This is a genomic window from Escherichia sp. MOD1-EC5950 (genome assembly GCF_002965345.1).
In the GTDB taxonomy this organism is placed as follows: Bacteria; Pseudomonadota; Gammaproteobacteria; order Enterobacterales; family Enterobacteriaceae; genus Escherichia; species Escherichia marmotae.
In genome coordinates, this window is the sequence record NZ_PTSR01000007.1 from 18,173 (window position 1) to 41,884 (window position 23,712).

General features: G+C 51.1%; 28 protein-coding genes. 17 read left to right on the forward strand and 11 right to left on the reverse strand.

Translation table 11 applies throughout. From position 1 onward, the window contains the following. Positions 1–14 precede the first annotated feature (14 nt). From BEA93_RS09960 to BEA93_RS09985, 6 genes are all read left to right on the forward strand, one after another. Complete coding sequence (locus tag BEA93_RS09960; protein WP_000511941.1) at positions 15–713, forward strand: PspA/IM30 family protein; 699 nt, start codon at positions 15–17, stop codon at positions 711–713. A 50-nt stretch (positions 714–763) separates the two neighbouring features. Beyond that, a complete protein-coding gene (locus BEA93_RS09965; RefSeq protein ID WP_001517627.1) occupies positions 764–1,423 on the forward strand; it encodes a YjfK family protein in 660 nt (219 codons plus the stop codon). A 17-nt stretch (positions 1,424–1,440) separates the two neighbouring features. After that, positions 1,441–1,839, forward strand: coding sequence for a DUF350 domain-containing protein (locus BEA93_RS09970; protein ID WP_001517628.1), 399 nt, complete (start codon positions 1,441–1,443; stop codon positions 1,837–1,839). Between the two features lie 9 nt (positions 1,840–1,848). Continuing rightward, positions 1,849–2,487: a DUF1190 domain-containing protein gene (locus BEA93_RS09975; protein WP_000101693.1), complete on the forward strand. Its 639-nt coding sequence runs from the start codon at positions 1,849–1,851 to the stop codon at positions 2,485–2,487. Between the two features lie 2 nt (positions 2,488–2,489). Next, positions 2,490–3,653 (forward strand): glutathionylspermidine synthase family protein, encoded by a 1,164-nt coding sequence (locus tag BEA93_RS09980; RefSeq protein WP_000943972.1) that lies wholly within the window; start codon positions 2,490–2,492, stop codon positions 3,651–3,653. An 83-nt stretch (positions 3,654–3,736) separates the two neighbouring features. Further along, complete coding sequence (locus BEA93_RS09985) at positions 3,737–5,362, forward strand: isovaleryl-CoA dehydrogenase (protein WP_105224551.1); 1,626 nt, start codon at positions 3,737–3,739, stop codon at positions 5,360–5,362. Between the two features lie 90 nt (positions 5,363–5,452). Here the strand turns inward: BEA93_RS09985 and yjfN are convergent, their stop codons facing one another. After that, complete coding sequence (yjfN, locus tag BEA93_RS09990; protein WP_001517630.1) at positions 5,453–5,728, reverse strand: DUF1471 family protease activator YjfN; 276 nt, start codon at positions 5,726–5,728, stop codon at positions 5,453–5,455. Positions 5,729–5,876: 148 nt separating this feature from the next. After that, positions 5,877–6,206, reverse strand: a complete 330-nt coding sequence (gene bsmA / locus BEA93_RS09995; RefSeq protein ID WP_000254648.1) for a biofilm peroxide resistance protein BsmA — start codon at positions 6,204–6,206, stop codon at positions 5,877–5,879. 181 nt (positions 6,207–6,387) lie between these two features. Between bsmA and yjfP the strand changes: the two genes are divergently transcribed. Further along, entirely contained in the window at positions 6,388–7,137 is a 750-nt protein-coding gene (gene yjfP, locus BEA93_RS10000) for an esterase (protein WP_000571047.1), read from the forward strand. Here the strand turns inward: yjfP and ulaR are convergent. Both ulaR and ulaG read right to left on the reverse strand, forming a co-directional pair. Next, on the reverse strand, positions 7,134–7,889 hold the full coding sequence (gene ulaR / locus BEA93_RS10005; protein WP_000133636.1) for an HTH-type transcriptional regulator UlaR: 756 nt from the start codon (positions 7,887–7,889) through the stop codon (positions 7,134–7,136). The genes yjfP and ulaR overlap by 4 nt on opposite strands. Before the next feature lie 107 nt (positions 7,890–7,996). Beyond that, complete coding sequence (ulaG, locus tag BEA93_RS10010) at positions 7,997–9,061, reverse strand: L-ascorbate 6-phosphate lactonase (protein ID WP_105224550.1); 1,065 nt, start codon at positions 9,059–9,061, stop codon at positions 7,997–7,999. 354 nt (positions 9,062–9,415) lie between these two features. On the opposite strand from ulaG, the gene ulaA reads away from it, so the two are divergent. Genes ulaA through ulaF form a run of 6 tightly spaced genes read left to right on the forward strand, consistent with a single transcriptional unit; the run spans position 9,416 to position 13,822 of the window. Next, positions 9,416–10,813, forward strand: a complete 1,398-nt coding sequence (gene ulaA, locus BEA93_RS10015; protein WP_001517632.1) for a PTS ascorbate transporter subunit IIC — start codon at positions 9,416–9,418, stop codon at positions 10,811–10,813. 15 nt (positions 10,814–10,828) lie between these two features. Further along, positions 10,829–11,134, forward strand: coding sequence for a PTS ascorbate transporter subunit IIB (ulaB, locus tag BEA93_RS10020; RefSeq protein ID WP_000218363.1), 306 nt, complete (start codon positions 10,829–10,831; stop codon positions 11,132–11,134). Between the two features lie 9 nt (positions 11,135–11,143). Next, entirely contained in the window at positions 11,144–11,608 is a 465-nt protein-coding gene (ulaC, locus tag BEA93_RS10025; protein ID WP_000776497.1) for a PTS ascorbate transporter subunit IIA, read from the forward strand. Between the two features lie 13 nt (positions 11,609–11,621). After that, positions 11,622–12,272, forward strand: a complete 651-nt coding sequence (ulaD, locus tag BEA93_RS10030) for a 3-keto-L-gulonate-6-phosphate decarboxylase UlaD (protein ID WP_000056742.1) — start codon at positions 11,622–11,624, stop codon at positions 12,270–12,272. A 9-nt stretch (positions 12,273–12,281) separates the two neighbouring features. Next, entirely contained in the window at positions 12,282–13,136 is an 855-nt protein-coding gene (gene ulaE, locus BEA93_RS10035) for an L-ribulose-5-phosphate 3-epimerase UlaE (RefSeq protein ID WP_000949556.1), read from the forward strand. After that, positions 13,136–13,822: an L-ribulose-5-phosphate 4-epimerase UlaF gene (gene ulaF / locus BEA93_RS10040; protein WP_001517633.1), complete on the forward strand. Its 687-nt coding sequence runs from the start codon at positions 13,136–13,138 to the stop codon at positions 13,820–13,822. Before ulaE ends, ulaF begins: the two co-directional genes overlap by 1 nt. A 129-nt stretch (positions 13,823–13,951) precedes the next feature. On the opposite strand, the gene yjfY is transcribed toward ulaF, so the two are convergent. Beyond that, positions 13,952–14,227, reverse strand: a complete 276-nt coding sequence (gene yjfY / locus BEA93_RS10045) for a DUF1471 family protein YjfY (RefSeq protein WP_000492914.1) — start codon at positions 14,225–14,227, stop codon at positions 13,952–13,954. 326 nt (positions 14,228–14,553) lie between these two features. Here yjfY and rpsF point away from each other — a divergent pair, with 326 nt between their 5' ends. The 4 genes from rpsF to rplI are packed head-to-tail and all read left to right on the forward strand — an operon-like array spanning position 14,554 to position 15,993. Next, the gene (gene rpsF, locus BEA93_RS10050) at positions 14,554–14,949 is read left to right on the forward strand and encodes a 30S ribosomal protein S6 (RefSeq protein WP_001216676.1); all 396 of its coding nucleotides are present in this window, start codon (positions 14,554–14,556) and stop codon (positions 14,947–14,949) included. Positions 14,950–14,955: 6 nt separating this feature from the next. Continuing rightward, the gene (gene priB, locus BEA93_RS10055) at positions 14,956–15,270 is read left to right on the forward strand and encodes a primosomal replication protein N (protein WP_001517634.1); all 315 of its coding nucleotides are present in this window, start codon (positions 14,956–14,958) and stop codon (positions 15,268–15,270) included. Between the two features lie 4 nt (positions 15,271–15,274). Beyond that, a complete protein-coding gene (gene rpsR, locus BEA93_RS10060; protein WP_000135199.1) occupies positions 15,275–15,502 on the forward strand; it encodes a 30S ribosomal protein S18 in 228 nt (75 codons plus the stop codon). A 41-nt stretch (positions 15,503–15,543) separates the two neighbouring features. Next, positions 15,544–15,993 carry a 50S ribosomal protein L9 gene (gene rplI / locus BEA93_RS10065; RefSeq protein WP_001196062.1) on the forward strand — a complete coding sequence of 150 codons (450 nt, stop codon included), beginning with the start codon at positions 15,544–15,546 and terminating at the stop codon, positions 15,991–15,993. A 100-nt stretch (positions 15,994–16,093) separates the two neighbouring features. Here the strand turns inward: rplI and BEA93_RS10070 are convergent, their stop codons facing one another. The 6 genes from BEA93_RS10070 to BEA93_RS10095 all read right to left on the reverse strand — a co-directional run bounded on the left by BEA93_RS10070 (position 16,094) and on the right by BEA93_RS10095 (position 23,512). Further along, entirely contained in the window at positions 16,094–17,371 is a 1,278-nt protein-coding gene (locus BEA93_RS10070) for an MFS transporter (RefSeq protein ID WP_001033611.1), read from the reverse strand. Positions 17,372–17,462: 91 nt separating this feature from the next. After that, a complete protein-coding gene (locus tag BEA93_RS10075) occupies positions 17,463–19,535 on the reverse strand; it encodes an FAD-dependent oxidoreductase (protein ID WP_001517635.1) in 2,073 nt (690 codons plus the stop codon). Beyond that, complete coding sequence (locus BEA93_RS10080; RefSeq protein ID WP_001517636.1) at positions 19,532–21,073, reverse strand: acyl CoA:acetate/3-ketoacid CoA transferase; 1,542 nt, start codon at positions 21,071–21,073, stop codon at positions 19,532–19,534. The genes BEA93_RS10075 and BEA93_RS10080 overlap by 4 nt, the downstream gene beginning before the upstream one ends. Positions 21,074–21,082: 9 nt before the next feature. Beyond that, a complete protein-coding gene (locus BEA93_RS10085; RefSeq protein ID WP_001517637.1) occupies positions 21,083–21,859 on the reverse strand; it encodes an enoyl-CoA hydratase/isomerase family protein in 777 nt (258 codons plus the stop codon). Positions 21,860–21,868: 9 nt separating this feature from the next. Then, positions 21,869–22,711, reverse strand: coding sequence for a sugar phosphate isomerase/epimerase family protein (locus BEA93_RS10090; protein ID WP_105224549.1), 843 nt, complete (start codon positions 22,709–22,711; stop codon positions 21,869–21,871). Between the two features lie 9 nt (positions 22,712–22,720). Then, the gene (locus BEA93_RS10095; protein ID WP_000843394.1) at positions 22,721–23,512 is read right to left on the reverse strand and encodes a 3-ketoacyl-ACP reductase; all 792 of its coding nucleotides are present in this window, start codon (positions 23,510–23,512) and stop codon (positions 22,721–22,723) included. Between the last annotated feature and the right edge of the window lie 200 nt (positions 23,513–23,712).

A 23,712-nucleotide genomic window follows, 5' to 3' on the forward strand; every position in this document is an offset into this window, starting at 1 on the left:
GAAGACAGGTATTTATGGGGATTTTAAAAAGTTTATTTACATTAGGTAAGTCTTTTATTTCACAGGCGGAAGAATCCATTGAAGAAAACCAGGGTGTGCGGATGCTGGAACAACATATTCGCGACGCCAAAGCTGAACTGGATAAAGCCGGAAAATCACGCGTCGATCTGCTGGCGCGAGTGAAATTAAGTAACGATAAACTGAAAGATTTACGTGAGCGTAAAGCCACTCTGGAAGCCCGTGCGCTGGAAGCATTAAGTAAGAACGTCAACCCGTCGTTGATTAACGAAGTCGCTGAAGAAATCGCGCGCCTTGAGAATCTCATTACCGCTGAAGAGCAAGTGTTGTCGAATCTTGAAGTCTCCCGTGATGGTGTGGAAAAAGCGGTAACGGCAACGGCACAGCGTATTGCTCAATTTGAGCAACAGATGGAAGTCGTTAAGGCCACTGAAGCCATGCAGCGTGCGCAACAGGCAGTAACGACCTCTACCGTTGGAGCATCTTCCAGCGTCTCTACAGCGGCTGAATCCTTAAAACGCCTGCAAGCGCGTCAGGCCGAACGTCAGGCACGGCTGGATGCCGCTGCACAACTGGAGAAAGTGGCAGACGGCCGCGATCTCGACGAAAAACTGGCGGAAGCGGGGATTGGTGGAGTTAACAAAAGCAGTGCTCAGGATGTGCTGGCAAGGCTGCAACGCCAACAGGGTGAGTAATTTTTTTGCCAGCCTCACTAAAAGGCTGGCAGCTATTTTAAGGGTAAAATATGTCTGGTTTTTTCCAGCGCCTGTTTGGCAATGATGATAAGCCTGCTGTCGCTCGTGGTCCGCTGGGGTTGCATCTCCATAATGGTTTTACGCTCGATACGTTAGCGTTTCGTTTACTGGAAGATGAATTACTGATTGCGTTACCGGGGGAAGAATACACTGTAGCTGCAGCCAGTCGCATCGATCTGGGGGGCGGTAGTCAGATATTCCGTTACTACACTTCCGGTGATGAATTCCTGCAAATCAATACCACTGGCGGCGAAGACATTGATGACATTGATGATATCAAGCTCTTTGTCTATGAAGAGAGTTACGGTATCAGCAAAGAGAGCCACTGGCGCGAGGCAATTAATGCCAAAGCAATGGGGATGATGACCTTAAACTGGCAGGAAAAACGCTGGCAGCGATTTTTTAATAGCGAAGAACCAGGTAATATTGAGCCGGTCTACATGCTGGAAAAAATAGAAAATCAAAACCATACCAAATGGGAAGTGCATAACTTTATGATGGGTTACCAGCGACAGGTAACCGAAGATACTTACGAATATTTGCTGTTAAATGGTGAGGAATCCTTTAACGAACTCGGTGAACCGGAGTGGTTATTTTCGCGTGCGCTGGGTGTCGATATCCCACTAACATCACTTCATATTATTGGTTAATTACAGGGAAGTTTATAATGCATATTCTTGATTCACTCCTTGCTTTTAGCGCCTATTTTTTTATTGGCGTGGCTATGGTGATTATCTTTCTGTTTATCTATTCCAAAATTACTCCGCATAATGAATGGCAGTTAATCAAAAACAATAATATCGCGGCGTCATTGGCGTTCAGCGGGACATTGCTGGGTTATGTTATTCCATTATCCAGTGCGGCAATCAATGCGGTGAGTATTCCTGATTATTTTGCCTGGGGTGGGATCGCACTGGTGATTCAATTACTCGTTTTTTCTGGCGTCAGACTTTATATACCCGCATTAAGCGACAAAATTATTAATCACAATACCGCCGCAGGAATGTTTATGGGAACCGCCGCGCTGGCTGGTGGTATTTTTAACGCAGCTTGTATGACATGGTAATGGACGATCATGGCCAGAAAACGCAAATCAAGAAATAGCAGTAAACCAGCTCACGGAGCCATCAGCCGTATTAATCGACCGAATAATCCCTTCGCACCGCAGCGAAATCGCTACGCACATAAATACTTAACGTTGGCGCTAATGGGGGGAGCCGCTTTTTTCGTATTGAAAAGTTGTGGCGATAGTGGCGATGTCGATAACGACGGCGACGGAACGTTTTACTCGACAGTGCAGGATTGCATTGATGACGGTAATAATTCAGATATCTGTGCTCATGGCTGGAACAACGCCAAAGCGGCATTTTATGCCGATGTTCCGAAGAATATGACTCAGCAGAATTGTCAGTCTAAGTACGAAAATTGCTATTACGACAACGTCGAACAGAGTTGGCTCCCGGTCATTTCTGGATTTTTATTAAGTCGGGTTATTCGTAAAGATCGCGATGAGCAGTTTGTTTATAACAGTGGCGGCTCCTCTTATGCTTCGCGCCCCGTCTGGCGCAACACTTCCGGTGATTACTCCTGGCGCTCCGGTTCTGGCAAAAAAGAGTCTTACTCTTCGGGCGGCTTTACCACCAGAAAAGCATCAACCGTTTCTCGCGGCGGCTATGGTCGTTCTTCCAGCGCCCGTGGGCATTGGGGAGGCTAATCATGCTGAGACACAACGTTCCTGTGCGGCGGGATCTGGATCAGATCGCTGCCGATAACGGATTTGACTTTCATATCATCGACAATGAAATCTATTGGGATGAGAGTCGTGCTTATCGCTTTACCCTGCGGCAGATTGAAGAGCAGATCGAAAAACCGACTGCGGAACTGCATCAGATGTGCCTTGAGGTGGTGGATCGTGCGGTTAAAAATGAAGAGATCCTGACGCAACTGGCGATCCCCCCGCTGTACTGGGATGTAATTGCTGAAAGCTGGCGCGCGCGCGATCCTTCGCTGTATGGCCGTATGGATTTTGCCTGGTGTGGTAATGCGCCGGTGAAGTTGCTGGAGTACAACGCCGATACGCCGACCTCGCTGTATGAATCGGCTTATTTTCAGTGGTTGTGGCTGGAAGATGCCCGGCGCAGCGGCATTATTCCGCGTGACGCTGATCAGTACAATGTCATTCAGGAGCGTCTGATTTCGCGCTTTAGCGAGATTTATAGCCGTGAACCGTTTTATTTTTGTTGCTGTCAGGATACCGACGAAGACAGGACTACCGTGCTGTACTTGCAGGACTGCGCCCAGCAGGCAGGGCAGGAATCGCGGTTTATCTATATTGAAGATCTCGGCCTGGGCGTCGGCGGTGTGCTGACCGATCTCGATGATAACGTCATCCAGCGTGCGTTTAAGCTGTATCCGCTGGAGTGGATGATGCGTGACGATAACGGCCCGCTGCTGCGCAAGCGTCGTGAGCAATGGGTGGAACCGTTATGGAAAAGTATCTTGAGCAACAAAGGGTTAATGCCGCTATTGTGGCGCTTTTTCCCTGGTCATCCTAATCTTCTGGCATCCTGGTTTGAGGGCGAGAAACCGCAGATTGCTGCGGGCGAAAGCTACGTGCGTAAACCGATCTACTCACGGGAAGGCGGTAACGTCACCATCTTTGACGGTCAGAACAACGTCGTTGACCATGCTGAGGGTGATTACGCCGATGAACCGATGATCTACCAGGCTTTTCAGCCTTTGCCGCGCTTTGGCGATAGCTACACATTGATTGGTAGCTGGATTGTCGATGATGAAGCGTGCGGTATGGGGATTCGCGAAGATAACACGCTGATCACTAAAGATACTTCGCGTTTTGTTCCGCATTACATTGCGGGTTAAGAATGTTTTAGCAATCTCTTTCTGTCAGGAATCCGTGGCAGTGACCATACTAATGGTGACTGCCATTGATGGAGGGAGACACAGTGCACTGGCAAACTCACACCGTTTTTAATCAACCGATACCTTTAAATAACAGCAATCTATACCTGTCCGATGGCGCGCTTTGCGAAGCGGTAACACGTGAAGGTGCGGGCTGGGATAGTGATTTTCTCGCCAGTATTGGTCAGCAGTTAGGGACGGCTGAATCCCTTGAACTGGGGCGACTGGCGAATGTGAATCCGCCAGAATTGTTGCGCTACGATGCTCAGGGACGCTGTCTGGACGATGTGCGTTTTCATCCGGCATGGCACTTGCTGATGCAGGCACTATGTACCAATCGGGTGCACAATCTGGCCTGGGAGGAAGATGCTCGTTCTGGCGCATTTGTGGCGCGCGCGGCGCGTTTTATGTTGCACGCACAGGTTGAGGCCGGATCGTTATGTCCGATAACCATGACTTTTGCCGCCACCCCATTGTTATTGCAGATGTTACCTGCACCATTCAAGGATTGGACCACGCCGCTGTTGAGCGATCGCTACGATTCCCATTTGCTGCCAGGCGGGCAAAAACGCGGTCTGTTGATTGGCATGGGAATGACAGAAAAGCAGGGCGGCTCTGATGTGATGAGCAATACTACCAGGGCAGAGCGTCTGGACGATGGTTCTTATCGGCTGGTGGGGCATAAATGGTTTTTCTCGGTGCCGCAAAGCGACGCGCATTTGGTGCTGGCACAGACCACGGGCGGATTGTCCTGCTTCTTTGTGCCGCGTTTTTTGCCTGATGGACAACGTAACGCGATTCGCCTGGAACGCCTGAAAGATAAGCTGGGCAATCGCTCTAATGCCAGTTGCGAAGTGGAGTTTCAGGATGCTATCGGCTGGCTGTTAGGCCAGGAGGGAGAAGGCATCCGCCTGATCCTGAAAATGGGCGGGATGACGCGTTTTGATTGCGCCCTGGGTAGCCATGCCATGATGCGCCGTGCATTTTCGCTGGCGATTTATCACGCTCATCAACGACATGTATTTGGCAATCCGTTGATCGAACAGCCCCTTATGCGTCATGTCTTAAGTCGCATGGCGCTTCAGCTTGAAGGGCAAACGGCGCTGTTGTTTCGTCTGGCACGGGCGTGGGATCGGCGTGCCGATGCTAAAGAAGCCCTGTGGGCGCGTTTATTTACGCCAGCAGCGAAGTTTGTGATTTGCAAAAGTGGCGTCCCATTTGTGGCCGAAGCGATGGAGGTGTTGGGCGGTATTGGCTATTGCGAGGAGAGCGAGTTGCCGCGGCTGTACCGGGAGATGCCGGTGAACAGTATCTGGGAAGGCTCCGGCAATATTATGTGTCTGGATGTGCTGCGCGTTCTTAATAAGCAGGCTGGCGTATACGAGTTATTGACGGAAGCGTTTATGGAAGTGAAAGGACAGGATCGCTATTTTGATCGCGCGGTTCGTCGTTTACAGCAGCAACTGCGCAAACCGTCTGAAGAGCTGGGGCGAGAGATTACTCATCAGCTATTCTTGCTGGGTAGTGGCGCGCAAATGTTGAAATATGCTTCTCCGCCAATGGCGCAGGCGTGGTGTCAGATGATGTTAGATACGCGCGGTGGTGTGCGGTTGTCAGGGCAGATCCAGAATGATTTGTTACTGCGGGCGACTGGTGGTGTGTGTTTGTAAGCGTTTACGCTTAATGAAATATATAGAATTTATAGGCCGGATAGGGCGCTCGCGCCGCATCCGGCATTGTTCATTCGCTGTTGATAACACTCATGCATACAGTATCGCCTGTACACGCCAGTTATCGGGCTGCTGATCCTCGTACATGGTAATAATGCGATACCATGACGCCCCCTGTTCATCGGCCTTTAACGCCACGATACGTTCCACGTCCTGCGGATCCCCCGAAATATTGCTAACTGAGATCTGACCTATTTCATTCAGGCCCGTCACGCAGTCAGCACTGGCGAATTCTGCAGACTGTGCCGTGGCGCTCGCGGGACACGTAACTAATTGCAGCGAGGGTGAGGCAAGTAATTGTTTCATCGTCAGCTCCATTTTTCGTTTCCCCACATGTTGCAGGGCATTCCATCGCGGTAATAAACGCCCGAGCTTCCAGCCGGTAATTTATTGTGCACAGGTAAACGCATAGGGACGCAAAGCAATGTAAAGCTTACTGTATAAGTTGTCTGATTTATTTACGGTACAAAATGGCTTGTGAATACCACTGTCCTGTCACAATGGTTTCATCCACCATTACGACGACGTAATAATCAGCTTTTGCCGCGGCAGCTTTCGCTCTGATTTCTGCTAATGCGTCATCCGGTGAGCCACGGACCATTGTGCTTACCGTTCCAATTCGCTGTAGCCCTTGGGTTTGGTCGCGGCGAATTTCCTGCGGATGATCCGTTACTGGTGGCGCTGGCTGTGGCGTACCTTGCAGTGCGCTACAGGCGCTTAACATCAACACCAATAATAAACTGGCAAACCGGTAAACAACGCTATTACGTTTCCTGCTAACCATAGTGTAGTGCCTTATTAATTTAACTTTGGGGGAATGTTCCCGAATTGTTACCTGGTACGCGATTTTCGAATGAAAACGTGGTGAAAGCGTAACCCATATCTCAACATTATGAACTAATACTGCCAGCGGAAACTTGTGCTAAGGATTTCTTCATGTCATACCAGACAAAAAGGAGGAATAGATGATTGAATTAGAATCGCGCGTACTGGCAGATATTCCCGTTCTACATGCTTATCCCGTTGGGCAAAAAGAAACTCCGTTACCGTGCGTGATTTTTTATCACGGTTTTACTTCATCCAGTCTGGTGTATAGCTATTTTGCCGTTGCGCTGGCACAGGCCGGTATGCGGGTAATCATGCCAGACGCACCCGATCACGGTATCCGTTTTAGTGGCGACACACCGCGACGGTTAAATCAGTTCTGGCAAATATTGCGGCAAAATATGCAAGAATTTACGCCATTACGTGCGGCTATTGTTAAAGAAAACTGGCTGCTTGATGACCGTCTGGCAGTCGGCGGCGCATCGATGGGCGCGATGACGGCCTTGGGAATTACCGCTCGCCACTCCACGGTGAAATGTACCGCCAGCATGATGGGATCGGGCTATTTCACATCGCTTGCCCGTTCACTGTTTCCACCGCTGATACCTGAAACGGCAGCGCAGCAGCGCGAATTTAATAACATTATCGCTCCGCTGGTGGAGTGGGAAGCGACAAACCACCTGGAAGAGCTGGGAAACAGACCACTGCTCTTATGGCATGGTCTTGATGATGATGTCGTACCTGCCGACGAATCAGTACGTTTGCAGCAGGCACTAAGAGAAGCGGGGCTGGATAAACAGTTAACCTGTTCATGGCAGCCAGGCGTGCGTCATCGCATTACGCCAGAAGCGTTAGATGCCGCGGTGAAATTTTTCCGCCAGCATCTTTAAACGCGCAGAATGCTGACCCCTTGCGCTTCCAGTTGTTGCAGGATTTCCGGGTTAGCATTTTTGCCAGTGATCAGCATATCGATTTGATCGGCGCGGCTAAAGAGCATACCCGCGCGCTCACCAATCTTGCTGCTATCGACCAGAACCACCAGTTTCCCCACCACGCTCAGCATCTTCTGCTCTGCCATCGCTGTTAGCATATCGGTTTTATACAACCCTTCTGCCGTCAGCCCTTTGCCACTGGTAAACATCCAGTGGCCGGCATACAAGCTGTTCTCACTGCCCTGCGGGCTTAAGGTGATGGACTGGCTTTTATTGTACTGCCCGCCCATGATGATCACGCTCTCATGTTCCTGATCGATCAGGTAATTTGCCAGCGGTAAATAATTGGTGATGATTTGCACAGGCTTGCCACACATTTCCCTTCCGAGCAGGAATGCGGTGGAACCACAGTTGATGACCACACTTTCGCCCGGATTGACCAGTTGCGATGCCGCTTTGGCGATACGCACTTTTTCATCGTGGTTCTGTGCCTGGTGGAGATTCATTGGTGTCCAGCGAGGACGCTGTTGGGTGATGGCTTCCGCGCCATTGCGCACTTTTTTCAGTTTGCCGCTCTCGTCGAGTTTATTAATGTCCCGTCGTGCGGTAGCAGGCGAAATTCCCAGGCGCTCAACAACTTTCTCTACGGTCACAAAGCCCAATTGTGCGAGCATTTCCAGGAGGATTTGATGTCTTTGTGCTTCAGTCATGAGCTATTCCGATAAAATTTGATTTTTTTAGATGATATTTGAAATAGCCAGGAAATACTACGCCGGATAGCGGGAACATCTCCACGCTATCCGGTAAAAGCGACGGATTACAGGAACGATTTGAACGGCAGATCCGGTTCAATGGTGAAGCAATCCTCAAAACCACGCGGATAGTGGTATTCGAAGTTGTCTTTATCCAGCGGCCAGGTGAACTTGCCGCCAACCTGCCAGATAAACGGCTTAAAGCCATACTTCAGACGATCTTTTTTCATCTCCCACAGTACGCGAATTTCCTGCGGATCGGCCTGGAAGTTTGACCAGATATCGTGGTGGAACGGGATCACCACTTTTGCATTTAACGCTTCACCCATACGCAACATATCGGCGCTGGTCATTTTGTCGGTAATACCGCGCGGGTTCTCGCCGTAAGATCCTAACGCCACATCGATCTGATACTCATTACCATGTTTTGCATAGTAGTTGGAGTAGTGGGAGTCGCCGCTGTGATACAGGGAACCGCCCGGCGTTTTGAACAGATAGTTCACTGCGCGATCATCCATCCCGTCCGGCAGTACGCCAGCCGCTTTTTGATCCGCAGGCAGGGTAATCAGTGCAGTACGGTCGAACGCGTCAAGGGCATGAATTTCAATGTCTTTCACTTTTACCACATCGCCTGGTTTGACCACGATGCAGCGTTCTTTCGGCACGCCCCAGCCAATCCATAAATCCACACAGGTTTTCGGCCCGATAAATGGCACATCGTCGGCGCAGTTTTGCATTACGGCTGCAGCGACGTTCACGTCGATATGATCGTTGTGATCGTGAGTCGCCAGCACAGCGTCGATCTGGCGAATGGCAAACGGATCAAGGACAAATGGTGTGGTGCGCAGGTTCGGTTGCAGTTTTTTCACCCCAGCCATGCGCTGCATCTGGTGACCCTGTTTCATCAGTGGGTTACCGTGACTTTGTTTGCCAGTACCGCACCAGAAATCGACGCACACGTTGGTGCCGCCTTCCGATTTCAACCAGATCCCGGTGCAGCCGAGCCACCACATCGCAAAGGTGCCTGGTGCGACCTGTTCTTGCTCTATTTCTTCATTCAGCCAGCTACCCCATTCCGGGAAGGTGCTCAGGATCCAGGATTCACGGGTGATACTTTTCACTTTACTCATCGCCATTTACCTTCATGATAGTTCAATTTGAATCAATGTTTGATTGGTTTTGATTAATCCTGACACTGTTTTTTCAGGAAGGCAATGACCATTTTTTGACTTTTCACCGAAAGCGTTGTTGATGATTTTGAGTATGGAAAGATTTAAAGGAGTGTGTAATTTAATTAACTAAATGAATTTAAATGAATAATTGTTTCGTCTTGTGAACACCATACTTTCTATGTGGAATTATTTGCGTGCCGCGTCACATTTAATCACAAATAATCTTGTTGTGATTATTTTTGAAAATTAGAGTGAGTGCACAACATTCCGGGTGTGCGGAATTCCCGGTTACCTCTTCTTCAGGAGATCGTTATGGAGATCCTCTACAGCATCTTTACCGTGTTCTTTAACCAGGTCATGACCAATGCCCCGTTATTGCTGGGTATTGTGACCTGCCTGGGCTACATCCTGCTGCGTAAAAGCGTCAGCGTGATTATCAAAGGCACCATCAAAACGATTATCGGTTTTATGTTGCTGCAAGCAGGGTCCGGCATCCTGACCAGCACTTTTAAACCGGTGGTGGCAAAAATGTCGGAAGTCTATGGCATTAATGGCGCGATTTCAGATACCTACGCATCGATGATGGCAACTATTGAGCGTATGGGCGATGCCTATAGCTGGGTGGGTTATGCGGTGTTGTTGGCACTGGCGCTAAACATCTGTTACGTGCTGCTGCGTCGCATTACTGGTATTCGCACCATCATGCTGACCGGCCACATCATGTTCCAACAGGCGGGTCTGATAGCTGTCACGCTGTTTATTTTCGGCTACTCCATGTGGACTACCATTATCTGCACTGCGATTCTGGTTTCGCTTTACTGGGGCATCACCTCCAACATGATGTACAAGCCGACTCAGGAAGTGACGGACGGCTGCGGTTTCTCCATCGGTCACCAACAGCAGTTTGCTTCCTGGCTTGCCTATAAGGTCGCGCCGTATTTGGGCAAAAAAGAGGAAAGCGTTGAAGACCTCAAATTGCCCGGTTGGCTGAACATTTTCCACGACAACATCGTCTCCACGGCGATTGTGATGACCATCTTCTTTGGTGCCATTCTGCTCTCTTTCGGTATCGATACCGTGCAGGCGATGGCAGGCAAAGTGAACTGGGTGGTGTACATCCTGCAAACCGGTTTCTCCTTTGCGGTGGCGATCTTCATCATTACTCAGGGCGTGCGCATGTTTGTCGCGGAACTCTCTGAAGCATTTAACGGTATCTCCCAGCGTCTGATCCCGGGTGCGGTTCTGGCGATTGACTGTGCGGCTATCTATAGCTTTGCGCCGAATGCCGTGGTCTGGGGCTTTATGTGGGGCACCATCGGGCAACTAATAGCGGTTGGTATTCTGGTCGCCTGCGGTTCCGCGATTCTGATCATTCCTGGTTTTATCCCGATGTTTTTCTCCAACGCCACCATCGGCGTATTCGCGAACCACTTCGGCGGCTGGCGTGCGGCGCTGAAGATTTGTCTGGTGATGGGGATGATTGAAATCTTTGGCTGCGTCTGGGCGGTGAAACTCACCGGTATGAGTGCCTGGATGGGCATGGCGGACTGGTCGATTCTGGCACCGCCGATGATGCAGGGCTTCTTCTCCATCGGTATCGCCTTTATGGCCGTCATCATCGTTATTGCATTGGCTTATATGTACTTCGCTGGCCGCGCGCTGCGCGCAGAAGAAGATGCAGAAAAACAACTGGCAGAACAGTCTGCTTAATAAGGAGTTTTGATTATGACCGTACGTATTCTGGCTGTGTGTGGCAACGGACAAGGCAGTTCCATGATCATGAAAATGAAAGTGGACCAGTTTTTAACCCAATCAAACATTGACCACACGGTAAATAGCTGCGCGGTTGGCGAGTACAAAAGCGAGTTGAGCGGCGCGGATATCATCATCGCTTCTACCCATATTGCGGGCGAAATCACTGTTACCGGCAACAAATATGTGGTTGGCGTGCGCAACATGCTCTCACCCACAGACTTTGGCCCGAAACTGCTGGAAGTGATCAAAGAACATTTCCCGCAGGACATGAAGTAAGGACGCGCCATGAAATTACGTGATTCGCTGGCAGAAAATAAATCTATCTGTTTGCAGGCAGAAGCAGAGACCTGGCAGGACGCGGTAAAAATTGGCGTTGACCTGCTGGTGGCGGCGGATGTTGTTGAGCCGCGTTACTACCAGGCGATTCTGGATGCGGTTGAACAGCACGGCCCGTACTTTGTGCTCGCGCCAGGCCTGGCAATGCCACACGGACGCCCGGAAGAGGGGGTTAAGAAAACCGGTTTTGCGCTGGTGACGTTGAAAAAGCCGCTGGAGTTCAACCACGAAGATAACGACCCGGTGGATATCCTCATCACGATGGCGGCAGTCGATGCCAATACTCATCAGGAAGTGGGCATCATGCAAATCGTCAACCTGTTTGAAGATGAAGAGAATTTCGACCGTTTACGCGCCTGCCGTACCGAGCAGGAAGTACTGGATTTAATTGACCGCACCAACGCGGCTGCTTAAGAAGGAATTGAAGATGTCATTACCCATGTTGCAAGTCGCGCTGGACAACCAGACTATGGATAGCGCCTATGAAACCACTCGTCTGATTGCTGAAGAAGTCGATATTATCGAAGTGGGCACCATTCTGTGTATGGGGGAAGGTGTGCGTGCGGTGCGCGATCTGAAAGCACTCTATCCACACAAGATTGTGCTGGCAGACGCCAAAATTGCTGATGCGGGCAAAATCCTTTCTCGTATGTGCTTTGAAGCCAACGCTGACTGGGTCACCGTGATTTGCTGTGCGGATATCAACACCGCCAAAGGCGCGCTGGATGTGGCAAAAGAGTTTAACGGCGACGTACAGATTGAGCTGACTGGTTTCTGGACCTGGGAACAGGCGGATGCATGGCGTGAAGCGGGCATCCAGCAGGTGGTGTATCACCGCAGCCGTGATGCGCAAGCAGCCGGTGTAGGCTGGGGCGAATCAGATATCGCCGCGATCAAACGCCTTTCTGATATGGGCTTCAAAGTAACCATTACCGGTGGCCTGGCGCTGGAAGATCTGCCACTGTTCAAAGGTATTCCGATTCATGTCTTTATCGCTGGTCGTAGCATCCGTGATGCCGCGTCTCCGGTTGAAGCTGCGCGTCAGTTCAAACGTTCCATCGCCCAACTGTGGGGCTAAGGAGCGGATATGTTGTCCAAACAAATCCCGCTTGGCATCTATGAAAAAGCACTCCCCACCGGGGAGTGCTGGTTGGAACGGTTGCAACTGGCAAAAACGTTGGGCTTCGATTTTGTTGAGATGTCAGTAGATGAAACGGACGCTCGCCTGTCTCGCCTTGACTGGAGCCGCGAACAACGTCTGACGCTGGTGAATGCGATTGTTGAAACTGGCGTGCGCGTACCGTCCATGTGCCTTTCTGCCCATCGTCGTTTTCCGCTGGGCAGCGAAGATGACACAGTGCGGGCGCAGGGGCTGGAGATTATGCGTAAAGCTATCCAGTTCGCCCAGGATGTCGGCATTCGCGTGATCCAACTGGCGGGCTATGACGTCTACTATCAGGAAGCCAATAACGAAACGCGTCGTCGTTTTCGCGAAGGGCTGAAAGAGAGTGTTGAGATGGCGAGCCGTGCGCAGGTGACGCTGGCGATGGAGATCATGGATTACCCGTTGATGAACTCCATCAGCAAGGCGCTGGGCTATGCACACTATCTCAACAACCCGTGGTTCCAGCTCTATCCGGATATCGGCAACCTGTCGGCGTGGGATAACGACGTGCAGATGGAATTACAGGCTGGAATAGGGCACATCGTCGCGGTGCATGTGAAAGACACCAAACCGGGCGTCTTTAAAAATGTGCCGTTTGGCGAAGGCGTGGTGGACTTCGAACGTTGCTTTGAAACGCTCAAACAGAGTGGTTATTGCGGGCCTTATCTGATTGAGATGTGGAGCGAAACGGCGGAAGACCCGGCGGCAGAAGTGGCGAAAGCGCGTGATTGGGTGAAAGCGCGCATGGCCAAAGCGGGCATGGTGGAGGCCGCATAATGCAAAAGCTGAAACTACAGGTATTTGAAGCCAACATGGATCTGCCGCGTTATGGACTGGTGACCTTTACCTGGGGCAACGTCAGCGCTATTGATCGCGGACGCGGGCTGGTGGTGATTAAGCCCAGCGGCGTCGCCTACGAAACCATGCAAGTGGACGATATGGTGGTGGTTGACATGAGTGGCAATGTGGTGGAAGGGCAGTATCGTCCATCGTCAGACACTGCAACGCATCTCGAGCTTTACCGTCGTTATCCATCTCTCGGTGGAATCGTGCATACCCACTCAACCCATGCCACCGCATGGGCGCAGGCGGGGATGGCGATCCCGGCGTTAGGCACCACACACGCTGACTATTTCTTTGGCGATATTCCGTGTACGCGCGGATTAAGCGAAGAAGAGGTGCAGGGCGAGTATGAACTGAACACCGGCAAAGTGATCATCGAAACGCTGGGCGATGCCGAGCCGCTGCATACGCCGGGGATTGTGGTTTACCAGCACGGGCCGTTCGCCTGGGGTAAAGACGCTCATGATGCGGTGCATAATGCGGTGGTGATGGAAGAAGTGGCGAAAATGGCGTGGATTGCGCGCGGCATTAACCCGCAACTGAATCCCATCGATAGTTATCTGATGAATAAGCACTTTATGCGTAAGCATGGTCCCAACGCTTATTACGGGCAGAAGTAAAACACGCGCTGCGGAAATATCCTTCTTCGGGAGATAACTGGTCTGATTCCGCAGCCGTTTTTCATAAAAAAGCCCCCGGTGAAGGGGGCAATGCAAACTATGACAATGTTTCGTTGGTTATACCTGGTGCTAGCGATAAATATCCGCGCTGGCGTGCATGTTGCCGTTACTCCCCGGTTCCCGCATCAGAATCACGTGGTAGTACGTTGCGCCCTGCGCGTCGGTTTCTTCGTTTAATGCCTGACGTGCTTCACTTTCAGTGGCAAAGTTATGATTGATATAAATCACGCCTAAGCTCTGCACATCGTCCATATTTCTGGCCTGGTGGTTATTGATTTCAATGGCTGCCCATGTATTTGCACTTAGCAAAAGCACAGCCAGAAGGGCTAAAACACGACTGAACATAAATACCTCCTCGACGGCTGTCTTTGTATGCGCTCCTCTGTGATGATCTTCTGATTTAATTTTAATCAATGATAAAGAAGTTGATGGTGACCATTTCTGATGCAGTTGTTCAAAAAAACACCGTAATGGTATGTGATGAACTTCAAATCAGCGGGTTAGTACGATTTAGCGAAAGATGAGAATTATTTGTCGGCTGGCCTTGAGTTTAGCGGGGTATACCAGTACTATAACGCGTCATTTTTCAGCCGCCCTTTAACACGTTCCTTGCCTCCATGGGCTGCGGCTGACCCAGACAGGAGGCTGAATAATCCGTAAGGAGCAATTCGATGCGTCATTACGAAATCGTTTTTATGGTCCATCCTGACCAGAGCGAACAGGTTCCGGGCATGATCGAGCGCTACACTGCTGCCATCACTGGTGCAGAAGGCAAGATCCACCGTCTGGAAGACTGGGGCCGCCGTCAGCTGGCTTACCCGATCAACAAACTGCACAAAGCTCACTACGTTCTGATGAACGTTGAAGCGCCGCAGGAAGTGATCGATGAGCTGGAAACTACCTTCCGCTTCAACGACGCCGTTATCCGTAGCATGGTAATGCGTACTAAGCACGCCGTTACCGAAGCATCTCCGATGGTTAAAGCGAAAGACGAGCGCCGTGAGCGTCGCGATGATTTCGCAAACGAAACCGCTGATGATGCTGAAGCTGGGGATTCTGAAGAGTAATTTCTGATGACCAACCGTCTGGTGTTGTCCGGCACCGTGTGCAGGATGCCCCTTCGAAAGGTCAGTCCATCAGGAATTCCTCACTGCCAGTTCGTGCTTGAGCATCGTTCTGTGCAGGAGGAAGCCGGTTTTCATCGGCAGGCGTGGTGCCAAATGCCCGTTATTATTAGCGGACACGAAAACCAGGCCATTACTCACAGTATAACGGTCGGCAGTCGCATAACCGTTCAGGGGTTCATTTCATGCCACAAGGCAAAGAACGGTCTGAGCAAAATGGTTTTGCATGCCGAGCAGATTGAATTGATAGATTCTGGAGACTAGCCATATGGCACGTTATTTCCGTCGTCGCAAGTTCTGCCGTTTCACCGCGGAAGGCGTTCAAGAGATCGACTATAAAGATATCGCTACGCTGAAAAACTACATCACCGAAAGCGGTAAGATTGTCCCAAGCCGTATCACCGGGACCCGTGCAAAATACCAGCGTCAGCTGGCTCGCGCTATCAAACGCGCTCGCTACCTGTCCCTGCTGCCGTACACTGATCGCCATCAGTAATCGGTCACGGTCCATTAATACGACTTTGAGAGGATAAGGTAATGCAAGTTATTCTGCTTGATAAAGTAGCAAACCTGGGTAGCCTGGGTGATCAGGTAAATGTTAAAGCGGGCTACGCTCGTAACTTCCTGGTACCACAGGGTAAAGCTGTTCCAGCTACCAAGAAAAACATTGAATTCTTCGAAGCACGTCGCGCTGAACTGGAAGCTAAACTGGCTGAAGTTCTGGCAGCAGCTAATGCTCGCGCTGAGAAAATCAATGCACTGGAAACTGTTACCATCGCGTCTAAAGCTGGCGACGAAGGTAAACTGTTCGGTTCCATCGGTACTCGCGACATCGCTGATGCTGTAACTGCAGCAGGCGTTGAAGTGGCTAAGAGCGAAGTTCGTCTGCCGAACGGCGTTCTGCGTACCACTGGCGAACACGAAGTAAGCTTCCAGGTTCACAGCGAAGTATTCGCGAAAGTGATCGTAAACGTAGTAGCTGAATAATTCGTTATTCAACGAGACGTAAAAACGCCGGCCATGTTCCGGCGTTTTGCTTTATTGTTGAAGCGCCATAACCATAATTACAGCGCACTCATCTTAAATATTAGCTCGTAGCTAATTGTACGTGCGGTTCTTCATCTTTGACTTTGATAAGCGCCCACAGCGCAATTGCCCCCAGGATGTCAAAGAAAGCCAGAGCAATAAAGAACGGCGCGAAGCCGATAATGTGAACGAATGCCCCGATAAACAGGTTGAAAATCAACTGACCACTCCACGCACAGGCACCCGCCATACCAACGGCGGTGGCAACTTCATCTTTTTTGAACAAATCGCCGCCCAGTGTTGCCGCAACAGTAGAAAGACATTGATGCGAGAACGCGCCAATACTAATCAGCAATACGGCAATGTAGGGATTTTCGACAATACTCACCAGGCCGATTGTCATCATAATGACCGCAGCAATAGTGAAGGTAATTCTTCGCGAGTTAATTAAACTCACGCCGCGATCGTGGAAGAACTTCGCCACAAAACCGCTGGCTAAACAGCCGAGGTCGCCCAGCAGGAAAGGTAGCCAGACAAACATGGCAATTTCTTTCAGGCTAAAATGCAGCGTTTCAACGAAGAATATAGGCACCCAGAAATTAATGGTTCCCCATGCCGGGTCTGCGAGAAAACGCGCGATGCCGATACCCCAGAAATTACGTTGGCTGAGGATATGTTTGATTGACGTTTTTTCTTTTTTACCTGTTTTAAGATGCTGCTCTTGTCCTGATTCAATATATTGACGCTCTTCATCAGAAAGGCGTTTGGCATCTTTCGGATCTTTATAACAAAAGAACCAAAATATAGCCGCGAGCAAAGCAAGGCTACCCGAGACAATAAACGCAAATTGCCAGCTATGAAACATAATGCACCAGGCAATCAGCGGTGGCGCAAGCATTGCACCGAGTGAAGTTCCCATATTGAAAACCCCCGTAGCCACACCGCGCTCTTTTGCCGGGAACCATGTTGATGCTGTTTTAACACCCGCCGGAATTGCCGATGCTTCGCTGAACCCCATCAGGGCGCGCATAAATGCCAGACCTGACCATGTTCCGGTCAGTGCATGACCCATTGTCGCCAGGCCCCAGATTGCGGCGCAAATCGCAAAGCTTAATTTCAGACCAACGGTATCAATAAAGAAACCCATCACCGGTTGCCCTAATGTATAGGCCAACTGGAACGCACTGACGATCCATGAATATTGCTCTTTGGTTATTCCGGTGGTCTCCATAATGGTTGGAGCCGCAATACCTAATGCAGTTCTGTCCAGATAATTGATTACAGTGATAAAACATACGAGGGCAATCATATGCCACCGATAATTCTTTATTTTATTCATGTTTAAACCTTTTAATTATATTAATAAACCCTGGTTGTTGGTATTTCCGTGTAATAGGTAATAAAGTCAGGTACAGAGAACATATTAAAAATTATTGTGTGTAAATCTCTCCATTCAGAAAATCTGGCCAGTTTTTTTCAAAGAAAATACCGTTAATATGCGGTTGTTTGCGTAAAGACTTAACTTCGGTAATAAAAGAACCTTGTGAATATTGAATCGTTAATTTGTGATTTTTATCGTCGGCTTGCTCAGAGCGAAAACGCCATTCTTCTTTTGCGCCGCGACGAGTTTGTGGCAGGCATTCGCCTTGCGGATCAATAACCATCCGCGCCCCACGACTGCCGCCACCTGCGTCAATATAATGTGTGAGTTGCGTTAAAACGGCGGCAGAAGTCAGCGCCATATGCCGCCACATAAATAATTCAGCAACTTCGCCTGCGTGGTTGATGGTTAAACCGTGTTGCTGGGCAAATTCACTCAACAGCAGGGCATCGCGGGTGGCGTGGCGAACTTTATCGGCATGACAAATAAATCCAGCGTAATCAGACATTCGCGTCTGGATTTTTTCTTTCACCGTTGCCAGCGTCATACCGTTTTCGTTTGCCAGCGCCTGGGTGATGACCTCTCTTACGGTAGTCAGGGGCGAAGCTACCCGTTGCGCGATATCTCCCTCAACAGACCGCATTTGCGTACAGCCAATAAAGCGCGCCAGGCGCACGGCAAAAACCTGCCCGGCATTCAGCGCTGCGCCGCCGGGGCGAGTGACGCCGTGAGTTCCGGCCACTTCTCCCACGGCAAAACAGCCGGGGAGAGAGGTTTGCCCCCAGATATCCACCTCAATGCCGCCGTTCATGTGTTGATTATTCATGGCGAACTGCAGTGGTTGCGTGGTGAGCCCGTAGCCGTGCATCTGGTACAGCGAGATAGACAGCGGATTCATTCGTTGCAGGCGTTCGATGGGCGATGGTGCCAGCGCGCCGTTGTTTTCCAGATACGCGTGAACGTCAGCATCCAGTCGCGCTAATGAGAATGGCAAATCACCAGGCACCGCTTCAGGATTGCGATTGAAATCCATAAACACCAGGCGGCCTGATTGCTGCTCTTTTGCCACCGCCATATCCAGCAGGCTGGAGCCAAAATCCATCACCCGTGTGGCGTGGAACGGCCACTGATAGCCTTTACGGAAGATATTTGAAGCCAGCTCCTGGGTAGTGCGATAGTAATCCGCAAGGAAATTATACTCGTTACCCTCTGTATCCACAGAATAGATATACGGGATCACCTGCACATAGGTGCCGGATAAATTCCACGGAAACGTGCTGCGCGGCGTGCCTATACCAAACTGGCTTTCGGTCAGATTGGTTAGCGTCAAACCTTCTTCCAGCGCCAGCCCCAGCGAGCCAAAGCATTTATGCGGATAAACACTGTCGCGATAAAGCTCGCCCGGTCCGCCCGTTGCCAGTACCACATTGGGCGCAGTCACAATTGCCAGCCCCCACGGGTTATGGGCGCGGGAACCGGTTGCGAGGATAGCCCCCGCCACGCGATCTTCGCCATTCTCACCGCGTTGATGCAGCAGTTTAATCACCGTTGCACTGGTCAGCAGTGGAATGGAGAGGCGCTGCACTTCTTCCAGCAGCACTTTCACCATCAGGCGAGAAGTGCGTGGTCCACAGGACGTCGCGCGTCCGGCTTCGTCATGGTCGGTCTGATAACGGAGAATTGCGCCATAGCGATCTTCCGGCAATTCCAGACCAAGATATTGCAGCCCGCCAAGGGTATGCAGGGAACCGACCGCTTCGACATATGCCGTGTCGTGATCCATCGCGCCGCCGCTCGCCAGTGCCTCGGCCAGTTTTGCGAAGTTGTCGCCGTTGCCCGCAGTAGCAGCGGTAAACAGCGTCTGTTTATCGGAACCGGAGCAGGCTGACGTTCCCATGTATAACCCGGCGGTAGCAAGCAGCACATTTTGCTGGCGACGTTTCAGCTCAACCGCTGCACGTAATCCAGCCGCGCCGCTACCAACGACCAGTGCATCAACTTGCCAGGTTGGGTAATCAACATCCTCCACGGTGACAATTGAGTGCGGTTCTGCTGGCGTAAAACCTTTCGGAAAGGTGACGTGCGTCAGCGCCTCGAGGATGGCGTCATCAGGCTGGCTCATGCGTCCTCCATCGGCGTAAACAGGCTACTTTCCATCAGACGCGGCTGCCTGATAATCGGACGGAAGGCCATGAACGGCAGAATGTCGCGGTCAATCTCCACGCCCGGGGCAATCTCAATTAATTCAACACCTTCTGTCGTTAACTGAAAAACCGCGCGTTCGGTGATGTACAGCACTTCCTGACCACTTTGCTGTGCGTAAGCGGCGCTAAAGGTGATTTTTTCCACCTGAGTAACCAGTTTGGGTATTTGACCTGACTGGGTGATATGCAGACCATCTGGCGTCACGTCGATCTTGCTGCCTTTGGCGTCGAATGTGCCGCAGAACACCACTTTACGGGCATTTTGTGCAATTTCGAGGAAGCCGCCAGGGCCGATCAGATTGCCGTTCAGGTGTGAGACATTGACGTTACCGTGCTGATCCATCTCGCCCATGCCGAGGAAAGTAATATCAATGCCGCCGCCGCTGTAGAACTCGAATTGATCCAGCGAAGGGATAATCGCGTCAGCGTTACGGGCGCAGCCGAAAAACGCGTCATCCAGCATCATGCCGTTATGCACGCCTTGCTCGACACTCAACCATAAACTTTGATAAGGAACACCTTCGCGCAGTGCAACCCCAGGAATACCGCCCGGAATACCAAAGCCAAAGTTGGTAGAAGCGCCAGCCACCAGTTCGCGTGCCGCCCGACGGGCAATCAGACGGCGCACCGGATGGCTAACCAGTTCAATAGCGCCGGTAGAACTCAGACGGCGATGCTGACCGCTAATTGTCAGGTCGTAGCCGCCAAGATAGGTTTGCGGTTGTTCGCGGTGCTCAACGATGCCATCGACCAGAATCCCCGGCAGCTTGACCCGGCGTGGTTCGATGGCGCCAGCTTCCAGCACATCGCGCACCTGGACGAATACTTTGCCGCCGCTGTTGTGTGCTGCCAGCGCCATCGAATAGCTATCCATATCAATCGCTTCTTCTTCGAGGCTAACGTTGCCACGCGGATCGGCATAAGTGCCGCGCAAAATGGCATAGTCCACTTTGAAAGGGCGATAGCGGAGTTTGGTTTCGCCATCAATTTCAATCAGTTCTACCAGATCGTCAGTGGTGCAAGCGTTCGACTTTCCGCCACCATTGCGTGGATCAACAAACGATCCCAGCCCTACGTGGGTAAAAAGCCCAGGACGTCCGGCACCGATCTCCCGCAGCAGTGCCTGAATTACACCGCCAGGAAAGCAATACGCTTCGATGGCGTTATTTTTTACCAACTCCTGCATTTTGGGGGACCAGGTAAAGTGTCCGGCAATTATGCGTTTGAGCATTTCGGCATGAGCGAGGCGGTTAGTGCCTTTGCTGTCGCGATCGCCAATGCCCAGCGAGTGGATTAGTGTCAGGTTGCGCGGGTGTCCGGTTTGCAGGAAACGCGCTTCAATGGCTGCCAGAATATGGTCAGCTTCCACCATGCCGCCGCCGTTACCGCTAATGGCAATGGTTGCGCCGTCCTGAATTTGCGCCGCCAGTGCCCCGGCGGTTGTTATCTTACGCATACAATTTCCTTATTGATTATGGAAGCTGACGCTGCCTTTTTCGGCAAATGCGCGCGTGGCTTGCTGGCAATCGTGGGTGGCGGACATTAATCCCGCCAGTAACTGGTGTGAGTAATCGGCATGTTTATTTTCCAGCGCCAGAATCAGTTGCTTAATATGCGCCAGCGCCACCGGGCCACATTTTTCCAGGTGCGCTAACTGATTCGCCATCCAGCTTTCTATCTGTTCTTTTTCTACCACTTCATCAATCAAATTCGCCGCCAGGGCTTCCTGCGCCGTCAGGCGTTTACCCAACATCAGCATCTGGCGACCAACCACCGGACCGACCTGATTAAGCACACGTTCGATGCCCATCCAGCCAGGCACCATGCCAAGCATCACTTCCGGGTTAGAGAGTTTTGCGTTGGGGCGAGCGATACGAATATCGCAGCACAAGGCAAGTTCAATACCGCCGCCGATGGTGTGACCGTTTAGATTCGCAACCGTTAATTGCGGTAAATTGCGTAGGCGATTAAAAACATCATTACCGCGTTTAATCCACTTTCTGCCCATATCTAATGGAGAATAAGTCGACCATGATTTAATATCGCCGCCCGCACAAAAGAATTTATCGCCGGTTGCGGTTAATTCGACTAATCGTAATGTGGTGTCGTTTTCAATTTCATTTAAATAATGATCGAGAGATTCAATCATCTCTTCATTAATGGCATGACATTTATCTTCACGGTTCAACGTCAGACGGCAGGAAGCCGCCGCTCTGCTGAACAGAACGGGTTGGTCATTCATGATCATTCCTTAACAATAATGCGCGATGCGATCGACGCTAATATCCAGCGTGCTGTTTATATCTTGCTGCCACCAGTACGGTGAGAATATTTCCAGCTCTATAGCGCCATTAAATCCGGCGTTTTCAACCAGGCGACGGATTGACGGAATATTGATGATGCCATCTCCCGGCATTCCCCGATCATTGACCAGATCGGTGGTTGGCACTAACCAGTCGGAAACATGAAATGCGAGAATTCGTTTTCCGGCACGCAGGATTTGGCTGGCCAGTTCCGGGTCCCACCAGACGTGGTAGACATCCACCGCCACGCCGAGACCAAACTCACCATTGGGATCGAGTTCATCACACCAGTCCAGTGCCTGGCGTAGCGTACACAAACAGGAACGATCGGCGGCAGTCATCGGGTGCAGTGGCTCCAGCGCAATTGGCACGCCGACTTCTTTCGAATGTGGCAGCAACTGGCGAATCCCTTGTTTCACCTGTTCCCGCGCCTCATACAGATCTTTTGTGCCAGTTGGTAACCCGCCAACCACCTGCATGTAACAGGCGGCGTTCAGCGCAGCGGCATCGTCAAGCGCCCGACGGTTATCATCTACTGCCAGTTTGCGCTCCGCCAGCGTCGGCGCGGTGTAATAGGTGCTACGACACAAACCGGAAACGCTCATGTTACTGGCGGCAAGCTGGCGGGTGATCTGCTGGAGATCTTCGCCCTGCAACTCTCTGCGCCAGGGGGCGAGCGCGCCGATACCGCGTGCGGCGCAGGCATCAATAATGGCGGGTAGCGGCATTTTATAGCCCAGCGTCGCGGTATTAATGCTGAATAAATCCGGGCGTTGTAACAGATCTCTCATGATTCAGCCTCAGAAGCGCGGCATACTTAAGCCGCCGTCGATAGCGACCGCCTGGCCACAGGTATAAATCAGTTTGCCTTCCGCCATTGCCCGTACTGTGGAGGCGATATCAGCCGGATAACCCCAGCGTCCCCACGGCACCAGACCTTTGGCAATTAGTTCATCATAATAGGCCGTTGCCGGAATGGTCATATCGGTTTTGATTAGGCCGGGGCGCACTTCATAGACGCCAATTTGTTCATTGCAAAGGCGAGCGGCAAACAGACGAGCAGCGGCAGAAACGGCGGTTTTGGCAATGGTATATTCGCCGCGATTCATCGCCAGCATGATAGCGTTGATTGAACTGACAAAAATAATCGAGCGGTGCGGTAGCTCCGCTTCCGGTTTCGGTTGTGCCAGTAAGCGTTTACTGAATGCCTGAGCGAGGAAAAACGGCGCACGGGTGTTAATGGCAATGTTTTGGTCGAAGCTGTCTGGCTCCAGGTCGAGAAGGTCACCGCGCTTTTTCACAGAAATCCCCGCGTTGTTGAGCAGACAGTCCAGACGCCCCCACTGGTTTTGCGCCGCGTCGAGCATCTCTTCATGCAGGGAGAGATCGCCAACATCGGCAGGGAAGCAAATCACTTCCACGCCTTCTGCCAGACATTCCTGTTGCGTGGCATGTAATTTTTCTACGCTGTCGGCATCGGGGCGATCGTTAATCAGCAGGTTAAAACCACCACGAGCAAGTTCCAGCGCACAGCCTTTTCCAATACCACGTGCGGCTCCGGTAATCACGGCAACGGGACGAGTGGACTTCATACAATAACCCTCTTTTGAATATTGTTTCCTTGAGTGACGATTAGCTTGCGACGTGTGGAAAGAAAGATCAACCATCTGGTTGGTTGATCTGCGATAGCGATCACAGGGCATTTGATAACTCGATGAAAGTAAGAGTTTTTGCCCTTTTTTCTGGAGCTGAAATCAAATCAGGTTATGATAGTAATCCTGAAGAGGTCGTG

Excerpts from the sequence above, each read along its gene's own strand:
- BEA93_RS09960 (WP_000511941.1), top strand. The coding sequence starts at position 15 with ATGGGGATTTTAAAAAGTTTATTTACATTAGGTAAGTCTTTTATTTCA.
- BEA93_RS09965 (WP_001517627.1), top strand. The coding sequence starts at position 764 with ATGTCTGGTTTTTTCCAGCGCCTGTTTGGCAATGATGATAAGCCTGCT.
- BEA93_RS09970 (WP_001517628.1), top strand. The coding sequence starts at position 1,441 with ATGCATATTCTTGATTCACTCCTTGCTTTTAGCGCCTATTTTTTTATT.
- BEA93_RS09975 (WP_000101693.1), top strand. The coding sequence starts at position 1,849 with ATGGCCAGAAAACGCAAATCAAGAAATAGCAGTAAACCAGCTCACGGA.
- BEA93_RS09980 (WP_000943972.1), top strand. The coding sequence starts at position 2,490 with ATGCTGAGACACAACGTTCCTGTGCGGCGGGATCTGGATCAGATCGCT.
- yjfN (WP_001517630.1), bottom strand. The coding sequence starts at position 5,728 with ATGAAACAATTACTTGCCTCACCCTCGCTGCAATTAGTTACGTGTCCC.
- bsmA (WP_000254648.1), bottom strand. The coding sequence starts at position 6,206 with ATGGTTAGCAGGAAACGTAATAGCGTTGTTTACCGGTTTGCCAGTTTA.
- yjfP (WP_000571047.1), top strand. The coding sequence starts at position 6,388 with ATGATTGAATTAGAATCGCGCGTACTGGCAGATATTCCCGTTCTACAT.
- ulaR (WP_000133636.1), bottom strand. The coding sequence starts at position 7,889 with ATGACTGAAGCACAAAGACATCAAATCCTCCTGGAAATGCTCGCACAA.
- ulaG (WP_105224550.1), bottom strand. The coding sequence starts at position 9,061 with ATGAGTAAAGTGAAAAGTATCACCCGTGAATCCTGGATCCTGAGCACC.
- ulaA (WP_001517632.1), top strand. The coding sequence starts at position 9,416 with ATGGAGATCCTCTACAGCATCTTTACCGTGTTCTTTAACCAGGTCATG.
- ulaB (WP_000218363.1), top strand. The coding sequence starts at position 10,829 with ATGACCGTACGTATTCTGGCTGTGTGTGGCAACGGACAAGGCAGTTCC.
- ulaC (WP_000776497.1), top strand. The coding sequence starts at position 11,144 with ATGAAATTACGTGATTCGCTGGCAGAAAATAAATCTATCTGTTTGCAG.
- ulaD (WP_000056742.1), top strand. The coding sequence starts at position 11,622 with ATGTCATTACCCATGTTGCAAGTCGCGCTGGACAACCAGACTATGGAT.
- ulaE (WP_000949556.1), top strand. The coding sequence starts at position 12,282 with ATGTTGTCCAAACAAATCCCGCTTGGCATCTATGAAAAAGCACTCCCC.
- ulaF (WP_001517633.1), top strand. The coding sequence starts at position 13,136 with ATGCAAAAGCTGAAACTACAGGTATTTGAAGCCAACATGGATCTGCCG.
- yjfY (WP_000492914.1), bottom strand. The coding sequence starts at position 14,227 with ATGTTCAGTCGTGTTTTAGCCCTTCTGGCTGTGCTTTTGCTAAGTGCA.
- rpsF (WP_001216676.1), top strand. The coding sequence starts at position 14,554 with ATGCGTCATTACGAAATCGTTTTTATGGTCCATCCTGACCAGAGCGAA.
- priB (WP_001517634.1), top strand. The coding sequence starts at position 14,956 with ATGACCAACCGTCTGGTGTTGTCCGGCACCGTGTGCAGGATGCCCCTT.
- rpsR (WP_000135199.1), top strand. The coding sequence starts at position 15,275 with ATGGCACGTTATTTCCGTCGTCGCAAGTTCTGCCGTTTCACCGCGGAA.
- rplI (WP_001196062.1), top strand. The coding sequence starts at position 15,544 with ATGCAAGTTATTCTGCTTGATAAAGTAGCAAACCTGGGTAGCCTGGGT.
- BEA93_RS10070 (WP_001033611.1), bottom strand. The coding sequence starts at position 17,371 with ATGAATAAAATAAAGAATTATCGGTGGCATATGATTGCCCTCGTATGT.
- BEA93_RS10075 (WP_001517635.1), bottom strand. The coding sequence starts at position 19,535 with ATGAGCCAGCCTGATGACGCCATCCTCGAGGCGCTGACGCACGTCACC.
- BEA93_RS10080 (WP_001517636.1), bottom strand. The coding sequence starts at position 21,073 with ATGCGTAAGATAACAACCGCCGGGGCACTGGCGGCGCAAATTCAGGAC.
- BEA93_RS10085 (WP_001517637.1), bottom strand. The coding sequence starts at position 21,859 with ATGAATGACCAACCCGTTCTGTTCAGCAGAGCGGCGGCTTCCTGCCGT.
- BEA93_RS10090 (WP_105224549.1), bottom strand. The coding sequence starts at position 22,711 with ATGAGAGATCTGTTACAACGCCCGGATTTATTCAGCATTAATACCGCG.
- BEA93_RS10095 (WP_000843394.1), bottom strand. The coding sequence starts at position 23,512 with ATGAAGTCCACTCGTCCCGTTGCCGTGATTACCGGAGCCGCACGTGGT.